The 9,248-nt window shown below is 70.1% G+C and carries 9 protein-coding genes and 1 pseudogene; 5 read left to right on the top strand and 5 right to left on the bottom strand.

Annotation, left to right across the window (positions count from 1 at the left end; all coding sequences use genetic code 11):
- Positions 1 to 56: 56 nt before the first annotated feature.
- Positions 57 to 752 (bottom strand): annotated as a pseudogene (locus FJV41_RS45465) (tetratricopeptide repeat protein); the annotation flags it as partial.
- 162 nt (positions 753 to 914) lie between these two features.
- Here FJV41_RS45465 and FJV41_RS52810 point away from each other — a divergent pair.
- Complete coding sequence (locus FJV41_RS52810; protein WP_181791393.1) at positions 915 to 1,109, top strand: hypothetical protein; 195 nt, start codon at positions 915 to 917, stop codon at positions 1,107 to 1,109.
- A gap of 121 nt (positions 1,110 to 1,230) precedes the next feature.
- On the opposite strand, the gene FJV41_RS45460 is transcribed toward FJV41_RS52810, so the two are convergent.
- Complete coding sequence (locus FJV41_RS45460; protein WP_246137823.1) at positions 1,231 to 3,351, bottom strand: hybrid sensor histidine kinase/response regulator; 2,121 nt, start codon at positions 3,349 to 3,351, stop codon at positions 1,231 to 1,233.
- Between the two features lie 175 nt (positions 3,352 to 3,526).
- Between FJV41_RS45460 and FJV41_RS45455 the strand changes: the two genes are divergently transcribed.
- Both FJV41_RS45455 and FJV41_RS45450 read left to right on the top strand, forming a co-directional pair.
- Positions 3,527 to 4,303 carry a DUF2270 domain-containing protein gene (locus FJV41_RS45455; RefSeq protein ID WP_141648885.1) on the top strand — a complete coding sequence of 259 codons (777 nt, stop codon included), beginning with the start codon at positions 3,527 to 3,529 and terminating at the stop codon, positions 4,301 to 4,303.
- A gap of 136 nt (positions 4,304 to 4,439) precedes the next feature.
- Positions 4,440 to 5,444 carry an isocitrate dehydrogenase (NAD(+)) gene (locus FJV41_RS45450; protein WP_141648884.1) on the top strand — a complete coding sequence of 335 codons (1,005 nt, stop codon included), beginning with the start codon at positions 4,440 to 4,442 and terminating at the stop codon, positions 5,442 to 5,444.
- Between the two features lie 75 nt (positions 5,445 to 5,519).
- On the opposite strand, the gene FJV41_RS45445 is transcribed toward FJV41_RS45450, so the two are convergent.
- From FJV41_RS45445 to FJV41_RS45435, 3 genes are read right to left on the bottom strand one after another with little or no spacing between them, the layout of a single operon-like run.
- A complete protein-coding gene (locus tag FJV41_RS45445) occupies positions 5,520 to 5,906 on the bottom strand; it encodes a translation initiation factor (RefSeq protein WP_141648883.1) in 387 nt (128 codons plus the stop codon).
- Between the two features lie 21 nt (positions 5,907 to 5,927).
- Positions 5,928 to 7,292 carry a vitamin K epoxide reductase/DsbA family protein gene (locus tag FJV41_RS45440; protein ID WP_141648882.1) on the bottom strand — a complete coding sequence of 455 codons (1,365 nt, stop codon included), beginning with the start codon at positions 7,290 to 7,292 and terminating at the stop codon, positions 5,928 to 5,930.
- Positions 7,289 to 7,615 carry a cupin domain-containing protein gene (locus FJV41_RS45435; RefSeq protein WP_141648881.1) on the bottom strand — a complete coding sequence of 109 codons (327 nt, stop codon included), beginning with the start codon at positions 7,613 to 7,615 and terminating at the stop codon, positions 7,289 to 7,291. The genes FJV41_RS45440 and FJV41_RS45435 overlap by 4 nt, the downstream gene beginning before the upstream one ends.
- A 38-nt stretch (positions 7,616 to 7,653) precedes the next feature.
- On the opposite strand from FJV41_RS45435, the gene ygfZ reads away from it, so the two are divergent.
- Both ygfZ and FJV41_RS45425 read left to right on the top strand, forming a co-directional pair.
- Positions 7,654 to 8,712: a CAF17-like 4Fe-4S cluster assembly/insertion protein YgfZ gene (gene ygfZ / locus FJV41_RS45430; protein WP_141648880.1), complete on the top strand. Its 1,059-nt coding sequence runs from the start codon at positions 7,654 to 7,656 to the stop codon at positions 8,710 to 8,712.
- Positions 8,713 to 8,845: 133 nt separating this feature from the next.
- Positions 8,846 to 9,248: fused MFS/spermidine synthase (locus FJV41_RS45425; protein ID WP_181791395.1), on the top strand; the 403-nt coding region annotated here is incomplete at its 3' end.

Here is a 9,248-nt window from a genome sequence, read left to right as displayed (position 1 = left end):
AAGAATGCAAAACGAATCTCCCTAACCTAATACGACGGCGCTATCTCAGGTGTGTATAAGAGACAGGCCAGGGACTCCACGTAGGGGCCCAACCCCGCTGAGCCAGGGGCCTCGCGATACGCCGCGTACAGCGAGCCCACGTCCACGCGCCCCACTCCGCCCGTGGCCAGCTTCACCAGCAGGTCCTTTCCCTGCCGCCGGAAGACCACCCGCGCCCGTCCCAGCGCGCCCGCCAGCGCGGCGGTGAACTCCGGCCGGAGCACCTGCTCCTCGGGCACGGCCGGGGGCGGGAGCTCCGCCGCCTCCAGCTCCGCCTTCAACAGCCGCGTCTCCGCGTCGAACGGGTCTCTGGCCAGCGCATCCGTGACGTACGCCTGGGCCTTCTCCACCTCGCCCCTGCGCAGCGCCAGCACCGCGAGCACCTTGAGGACCTCCGGGTCCCCGGGCTCCTGCGCGCGGGCCTGCCGCAGCAGCGCCTCCGCGTCCCCATTTCGCTCCAGCCCGAGCAGCGCCCGAGCCAACCCCAACATCACTGGCACGTCCCGAGGGAAGTCGCGCCGCAACGCCTCCAGCAGCGGCAGCGCCTCCCGGTCCGCGCCCGCGTTGATGAGGGCATGCGCCAGCGCCAGCCTCGGCGTCGGCCCCTCACTGCCCTGTGCCTGCGCGCGGAGCGCTTCCAGCTCCGCGTCACTCAGGACCTCACCCGCCTCCACCTTGCGGCGGATGCGCTCCACTTCCAGCAAGACGCTCACCCACACGACTCTAGACGCCCGGCCGTGATTCACGAACCCACCCCGCACCGGCCCCCGGGTTCCATTGCCAGACAAGCATTCCAACCCACCCAGACATGATGGGCTTTCGACATACACAGACACCGCCCCAGTCGACACCCACATGCCCTGGGGTTGGATGGTTTGAGCAAAACCCGTCAGGCAGGATGCGCCTGCTTCGCAGCCGGATACCGCACCCCGAGCCATCCCGAGTTCAGCTTCGTGGACGTGGCGAAGTCCCTCGGCGTTCCGCATGACCAGGTGATTCACCGCCGGGACGAAATGAAGGCCGCGCCGAAAGTCGCGGTGGAGCACGTCCTGACCCGACATGAGCCGTAGGCGCGCACGGCTCACGTGACGCCGAGACCGTCCGCGAGGGCGGCCGGCGAGGGTCTCCAGGCGACGGCGGCCCCCGTTGCCCCTCCTTCCTTGGACCTCGGGGCGGTCCACCCGCGGGGCCTCAGTGCCGTGGCGGAGTATCGGGACTCTCGCCGGCGTCGGCGGACGACTCTCCTGCGGCCTGCGCGGCCTCACCGCCCGAGCCGCCCTCCGTCTGCGCGAGGAAGTCATCCAGCGCGCCTACGTCGATGGGCTTGCGGAACACGGCGTCCACCAGCGCGAGGCTGGCGCGGTTCTGCCCGCGTACGTCCATGCCGGTGACGATGGCGAGCAGCACGTGGGGCGTCTTCTCGCGCAGCTCGCGCGCCAGCTCCCAGCCGCTCATCTCCGGCATCACCGCGTCCAACAGGGCCGCGTCGAAGCGGCGCCGGTCCCACATCTCCAGCGCCACATGGGGGTCATGGGCCACCTGCACCTCGTAGCCCTCCTCCCCCAGGACTTCGGCCATCATCCGCGCGTTGTCCAGGTCGTCGTCCACCACCAGCACGCGGCGCGTCTGCTGGAAGCGCCGGGGCGCCGCCGGAGCCACGGCCTTCGTGCCGCTCGGCGGGGTGCGCGTGGGCTCGTACGTGGACGACTGCTCGTGGACGCGCGGCAGCCGCACCACGAAGGCCGCGCCCTTTCCCGTCGTCGCGTTCTCCGCCGTCAGCTCGCCGCCCCAGCGCTGCACCTGCGCGCGCGCCACCGCCAGGTACAAGGAGAGCTGCGGCGCTCCCGGGTCCCTGCGCAGCGGGTCGAACAGGTGCGAGAGCTCCTCGGCCGCATACGTCGGGCCCTCGTCCTGGATGCGCAGGATGAGCCATTCCCTGCCTTCCGCGCGCGTCGCCAGCTTCAGGTGGCCGCCCTCCTCCATGCGGTCCCTGGCCGCCAGCAGCAGGTTCACCACCAGCTCGCGGAAGAAGGCCGCGTCCGCGCGCACCGCGCCCGGGTCGTGCAGGTCCAGCTCCACGTAGACCGGGTGCTCGCGCTGCTCCAGCTCGCCGCGCGCCAGCTCCAGTGACTCGCGCACTGTCTGGTCCACCTTCACGTCGACGGGCCGCTCCTCGGTGCGCTGGACGTTGAATTCTTGAAGCCGCGCCACCAGCTCGCCAATCTGCTGCACCGTCTTGTCCAACGCCTCCAGGTGCTCGGGCTTGTACTCGCGTTGGAGCAGCGTGATTCGCAGGCGCAGCACGTTGAGGAAGTTGTTGAGCGCATGCGCCGCGCCCCCCGCCAGCTGTCCCAGCGCCTGCTGGCGGGTGCGCTGGAGCAGCCGCCCCTGGAGCCTGCGCAGCTCGCCGTAGGCGCTCTCCAGCGCCTTGGTCTTGTTCGCGGACTCGGTGCGGTCGGTGAAGGTCTGGATGGCGCCGGCCAGTTCGCCCTCCTCCTCCCAGACGGGCGTGGCGCTCATCTCCAGCGTCACCTCGCCGCCGCCGGGACGCTCCACCACCATCATCACCCCGCGCACCGGGCCCTGCTCCTTCAGCGCGCGCACGAAGGGCATGTCGGCGACCTTGAAGGGCTCGCCCGTCAGGTGCCGGGCGTTCACCTGGGTGAGCACCGGGGACACGGTGTTCACCGCGCGCCCGCCCACCACCGCGCGCATGGGCACGCCCATCAGCCGGCTCACCGGCGGCGTGGCGAAGGACACGGTGCCGTCCACTTCGGCCAGGAGGATGCCCACGTCGACGTGGTTGAGCACCGACTCCATCACCGCCGCCTCGCGAAAGCGCACCTCCTCCGTCTTCAGGATGCGCGCATAGGACGCCTGCGCCGCCGCGTCCCCTTCCCACACCAGCTCCGCGATGAGGCCGGCGACCTCCGGCTCTATCAGCCCGCCGTGGTGGCGCGCGTAGACGTGCAGCAGCACCGACTCCAGGGACTTGAACTCGCGCGTCAGGTCCTCGGGCTCGAAGTTCTGCGTGTACCGGTCCGCGCCGTGGGAACGGGCGACCTCCGGCCACAGGCGCACCGCGTCCTCGCCCCGGTCCTTGAGCAGGCGCGCCATCTCGCCCACCAGTCGCCGCAGTGGGGCACGCAAGTCCCGGCCCGGAATCTCCACCTCGTAGACTTCCGCGCGCAGGCGTTTGGCCCACAGGCGCGCCACGCGCTCCTGCTCCCCCTGGAGCAGCTCCGACAGGGCTTCGATGGGATTGAGCCGGGCCACGTTCAAGTCGCCAAGGTGGGCATGCCCGCCCGCCATGGCCACCCGTGCCCCCGCCTGTCCGCCCGCTCCAGGGGACCGACGCCGCCGGTGTCCCAGGCCGCCTGCTCGCCCACCGGGAAGCAGGGCGTGCGCGCGGGCGCGCTCACATGGGGGCGATCATCCGGACGAGCCGTTGCATCGACCCGCGCCCCGTCCCACCTTCCGGGAACGGATGCCCCTCAACGAGCCCATCAAGAACGACCTCTTGGAGTCGCCCTGGTTGTCGCAGCAGGCCATGGCGCAGCTCTTCCGGGGCGAGCTGAGCCGCTCCGACACCTGGCGCACGCGCCTGGACACGACGACGAACTGGGCACTGACGACGACGGCGGCCGTCATCTCCTTCGGCTTCGCGACGCCGCAGAGTTCCCACGTCACCTTCCTCGTCGGCATCTGGATGGTGGTGTCGTTCCTGCTCGTCGAGGCGCGGCGCTACCGCTACTACGACTTGTGGAACCGGCGCGTGCGCCTGCTGGAGGACGGCTGGTGGGCCCCCATGCTGCGCCGCGAGCCGGTGGACCCGGACGCCCTGCGCGAGCTGGCGGTGGAGATGTCCCGCCCTCAAATCCAGCTCTCGTTGCTCTCCGCCATCTCCACGCGGCTCAACCGCACCTACGGCCCCATCCTGATGGTCCTGTTGGTGACGTGGTTCTTCAAGGTCTACAGCCACCCGAAGCCGCCGGTGGACTTCCTGGAGTTCGTCACCCGGGCCCACGTGGCCTGGATTCCGGGCCCCATCGTGATGTTGATCCTGGTGTTCATCACCATCACCGCGACCTACCTGTTCATCTCCTCGTTCTTCATCCGGGCGCCCCTGGGCGAGTTGCGCACACGCCCCCGGGGGCGACGCGCCGCGCTGTGGGAGTCGTTCTACCGGCCCTACGCCATCCGCCGGCGCCACCGGCCCACCCGCAGACCCGCCCGGCGGCCAGACTCCGCGTCCGAGCACTGAGGGGCCCCTTTGCACCCTGGGCGGCCTCCGGGCGGCCCCGGGCCGGGGCCTGGCTCATGGACCCCATGCCTGGCCCTGTACGCCGGTAGTTTTCGTCCTTTCGGGTCCAGGGGATTTGTGCTGTGAATCCGCACCCATGGCGAACACCCGCACTGTCACGGTCATCAATGGAGACGGCATCGGCCCCGAGGTGATGGCGGCCACCATCCGCGTCCTCGAGGCGCTCAAGGTACCGCTCGAGTTCGAGCACAAGGACGCGGGCGCGGAAGTGGTGGCCAAGTACGGCACCAACCTGCCCCACGAGACGGTGGAAGCGGTGCTGCGCAGCGGCGTCGCGCTGAAGGGCCCCACGGGCACGGTGGTGGGCGGCGGTCTGCCCTCCGCGAACGTGGGCCTGCGCAAGCGGCTGGATTTGTACTCGTCGCTGCGGCCCGTGAAGAGCGTGCAGAACGTGAAGACGCGCTACGAGAACGTGGACCTCGTCGTGGTGCGCGAGAACACGGAGAGCCTCTACGCCGGCCTGGAGCACATCATCGTCCCGGGCGTGGTGGAGTCGCTGAAGATCATCACCGAGAAGGCGTCCACGCGGATTGCCCGCTTCGGCTTCGAGTACGCCCGGAAGCACGGTCGCAAGAAGGTGACCGGCGTCCACAAGGCGAACATCATGAAGCTGTCGGACGGTCTGTTCCTGGACTGCTGCCGCAAGGTGGGCCGTGAGTATCCGGAGATCCACTACGAGGAAGTCATCGTCGACAACCTCTGCATGCAGCTGGTGAAGGACCCGACGCGCTTCGATGTGATGGTGCTGGAGAACCTCTACGGCGACATCGTGAGTGACTTGTGCGCCGGTCTGGTGGGCGGCCTGGGCATGGTGCCGGGCGCGAACATCGGCGAGCGCACGGCGGTCTTCGAGGCGGTCCACGGCACGGCGCCGGACATCGCGGGCAAGGGCATCGCGAACCCCACCGCGCTGATGATGTCGGCGGTGATGATGCTGGACTACCTGGACATGCGCGAAGAGGCCCGGCGCATGGAGGGTGCCCTCCACAAGGTTTACGGTGAGGGGAAGATTCGCACCGGCGACCTGGGTGGCAGCGCGACGACGCGCGAGTTCACGGACGCCCTCATCGCCGCGCTGTAGCAGTCACGACGGCCCACGCCGTCACACGAGCCCGGGTCGCCTCTCAAGGCGCCCGGGCTTTTTCGTGTCCGCGCCTCAGCCCACCGTCACCTTGCGCACGCCGCGCGCCTCCAGCAGCGCGGGCAGTCGCTCGCGCTGGTCTCCCTGGAGCACGAGCGTGTCGTCCTCCACCACGCCTCCGCAGCCCAGCGAGTTCTTCAGCGCCTTGAGCCACACCTCGCGCTGGGGCACGGGCAATTCCAGGTGCTCCACCACGGTGACTTCCTTGCCACCCCGCCCCTTGCGCTCCATCCGCACCACCGCGCGCGCCGGGCCCTTCGGCTCGGGCTTGCGCGCGGGCGCAGCGACAGGCGCCGCGGGGCCCACCGGTAGCGCCTCCCGCTTCGCCGCCAGCGCGGCGAAGGGATTGTGGAACGGCCCCACCGGTGCCGCCGGCTCGTCCTTCTTGTCACGCTTGCCCATGACGAGACCGCCCGCCGTTGCTCAGTGGTTGTGGCCCGCGTGGTCGTCCTGCGGCATCGCGCGCGGCGGAGGCAGCACGTCGAACGCGGGCGCGCTCGGATTCCCATCCGCCATCACCAGCGCGTACAGGAACGGCGCGGACGGCATCGCCTGCCGCCCGTTCACCACCACCAACGGCGTGCCGGTGAACTGGTAGCGAAGCGCATACGACGTGTCCTCTTGAATCTTCGCCGCCGTGGCCGCGCTGGAGATGCACGCATCCAACTGCATCCGCGACATCGAGCCGGACGAAGCAATCTCCATCACCCGCTCCGTATCCAGCACCGCCTGCGCCGCGAAGAGCTTCTCCCGCAGCTCCCAGAAGTCCGGCGCGCCCTCCAGGCAGATTTGCGCCTTCGCCGCCACGCACCGCACGCTGGGCGCGTCCGGCCCGCGCTTGGGCATCGCCGGGTTGCAGGAGCCATCCAACGGGAACTGCCGGGCCTCCAGCGACAGCTTGCCTTCCGGCACGCGCTTCTTCAGCACCGCCAGCTCCTCCACCAACGCCTTGCAGTGGGGGCACTTGCTGTCGGTCCACTCGACAATCTTCACCGGCGCGTCCACCGGCCCATAGCGGTGACGCGCGGGCGCGGCGGCGGCCTTCGGCACGTCCCGCCGGTACAGCGCCAGCGCGTTGGAGATGAACTGCTGCTGCTCCATCGGCAGCCCGCGCAGGTACGCCTCCAGCGATGCGGGCGTGGCCGCCTGCGTCGTCGAAGACGACGAGGCCACGGGCAACAGCGACCCCGCCTTGGGCTGCGGCGAGGACAGCGAGCGGCCCGGCAGCAAGACGGCGATGAACACCGCGACGGTGACGCCCACCGTCCACTGCAGCGCGGGGACCCACTGGCCCGCACCGGCGGCCGGCAGCCCCTTCCACGCGACAGCCGCGATGGCCGCGACCAGCGCATACGTCCCCAGGCAGGTGGGGCACACCACGCCCGTCTGGAAGCTCGCGAACGCGAAGACGAGCACCGACGCGATACCCGCGCCGGCCGTCAGCTTCAGCCCCTGCGCCGCCGGAGCCACGGGCTTGCCCGAACGAGCGCGCGCCAGGTACAGCGCCGACAGCGCCACCACCGTCAGGCCCCACACCAGCCCCAGGCCGGCCACGGGGATGCCAAACAGCTCATGCAAGCGGGTGGCGAACGGCGAGTTCCACACCGTCTCGCAGTTCACCGTGTCGGACACGCCGCACACGGTGGAACCACCGGCGCGCAGCGTGAGCAACTGGCTCCACTGGAAGACGGACAGGACGCTCGCGGCCACGCCCAGCACCAGCAACACCACCCCGACACGGAAGGGAACGGGGGTGGCGGCTTTCTGGGGAGAGGACTTCGGACTCATGCGTGCTCCGGGGGCGGGGTCATCAGGACGAGCAAACGGGCGGAGGCGGGGCCTTCATTGGCGACACCGTGCTCGGCACCCGCGGGGGCGAAGACAGCCGCGCCCACACCATGGACCTCCTCCTCGGCACCGACGCGGAAGCGGCAGCGGCCGTCCAGGACGACGTAGACCTTGTCGGAGGTGGCGTGGTGATGCGGCTTCTGCGCCTGCCCGGGCGCCAGGCAGTAGACGTCGAGGAAGAAGCGCTCGGACTGGAAGACGTTGAGCTTCCGGAGCTTCTCCGGGGAGAAGTCCTGGAAGGACGACAGCTGCTTCACATCCATCGTGGCATTCGCTCCTTCGCCTCTATATAGCGACGGACATGGAACCGCTGTCTCTGCATTTTCTTCACGAAGAAGCGGGGGCCCGCTTCATCGATGTGCGCGGCCGGGAAGTCGTGGCCGGATATGGCAACGGCGAGGACGGCTACCGCGCCGCCCGGGAGGCCGTGGCGCTCCACGACGCCTCCTACCGCGAAATCCTCCGGATAACGGGGGAGGACAGGGCCTCCTTCCTACATGGAATGGTGACCCAGGAGGTGAACAACCTCCCCGTCGGAGCCGCCACCTACGCCGCCCTGGTGAATGTGAAAGGGGCCATGGTGGCGGATGCCCGCATCCTCAAGCGGGAGGCAGACCTCCTGATGGATGTGGAGCCGGGCCATGGCGCCAAGGTCCGGGAGTTCCTGGAGAAATACCTCATCTCCGAGGACGCGGAGCTGCACGAGGCGACGGGCGAGTACGCCATCCTCCGGCTGCTCGGTCCCCGGACGGCGAGCGTGCTGGGCGAGGGCTTCTCCCCCCTGGCGCACCACGCCACCCGCCCCCTGACGCTCGCCGGCCAGGACGTCATCCTGGTGGGCAACACCTCGGTGGAGCCCCACGGTGTCGATGTGTGGGTGCCGCGCGCGGGCGTCGAGGCCGTGTGGCGGGCCTTGAGCCAGGCGGGCGCGGAGCCAGGCCTGAAGCCGCTGGGCTTCGAGGCGCTGGAGCTCCTGCGGGTGGAGGCCGGAGTCCCCCGGTACGGGCAGGACATGGTGGACACCACCATCCCCATGGAGGCCAACCTCACCGGGGCCATCTCCTACAACAAGGGCTGCTACATCGGGCAGGAGGTCATCGCCCGGGCGACCTTCCGCGGGCACATGAACCGCAAGCTGACGGGCCTGCTCCTGGGCGAGGCCGACGCCGCGCCCGGCATGGAGCTGCGCCGGGGCGAGAAGAAGGTGGGCTGGCTCACCAGCGTGGTGCGCTCCCCGTCCCAGGGACAGCGCGTGGCCCTGGGCTACGTGCACCGCGACTCGCTGGAGCCCGGCACCGAGCTGACGCTGGCCGGTGGGCCCGACACCGTGAAGGTCGCACCACTGCCCTTCAAGGGCTGAGCGCGACACGGCTGTCAGTGAAGCCGTGAGCCACTGACGACTTTGTCACCCGAGCCCCGGGGACTTCCCCCTGGGGCCGCGGAGTTACGGGCTGTTGAGTATGGAACGGGCCTTGCTCATCCGGCCCCCGCTCATGAAGCCCTCTTCACTGACGTGGTTGTCCTTCCTCTCCGGCGCCACGGTGATGGCGTCGGAGATGGCCGCCTCGCGACTGGTGGCCCCCTACTTCGGGAGCAGCACGCCCGTGTGGGCGGCGCTCATCTCCCTGGTGCTGGGAGGGCTGGCGCTGGGGGCGCACCTGGGCGGGCGCTGGGCGGACCGCGCGGAGCGACTGGAGCCGCTGCGCATGGCGCTGTGTGTCGCGGCGCTGCTGCTGGCCGCCCTGCCCTTCCTCGCGCGGGCGCTGCTGTCGGGCGCCACGGCGGCGGTGATGACGGGGCGTCCGCTGGAGGCCATGGGGCGCGTGGGGCTGGTGGTGCTAGTGGCGGTGCCTCCGCTGCTGGCGCTGGGGGCGGTGGGGCCGTTCCTGTTGAGGG

Source organism: Myxococcus llanfairpwllgwyngyllgogerychwyrndrobwllllantysiliogogogochensis (genome assembly GCF_006636215.1).
Classification (GTDB): Bacteria; Myxococcota; Myxococcia; order Myxococcales; family Myxococcaceae; genus Myxococcus; species Myxococcus llanfairpwllgwyngyllgogerychwyrndrobwllllantysiliogogogochensis.
This window is presented reverse-complemented; position numbering and strand designations above follow the sequence as displayed.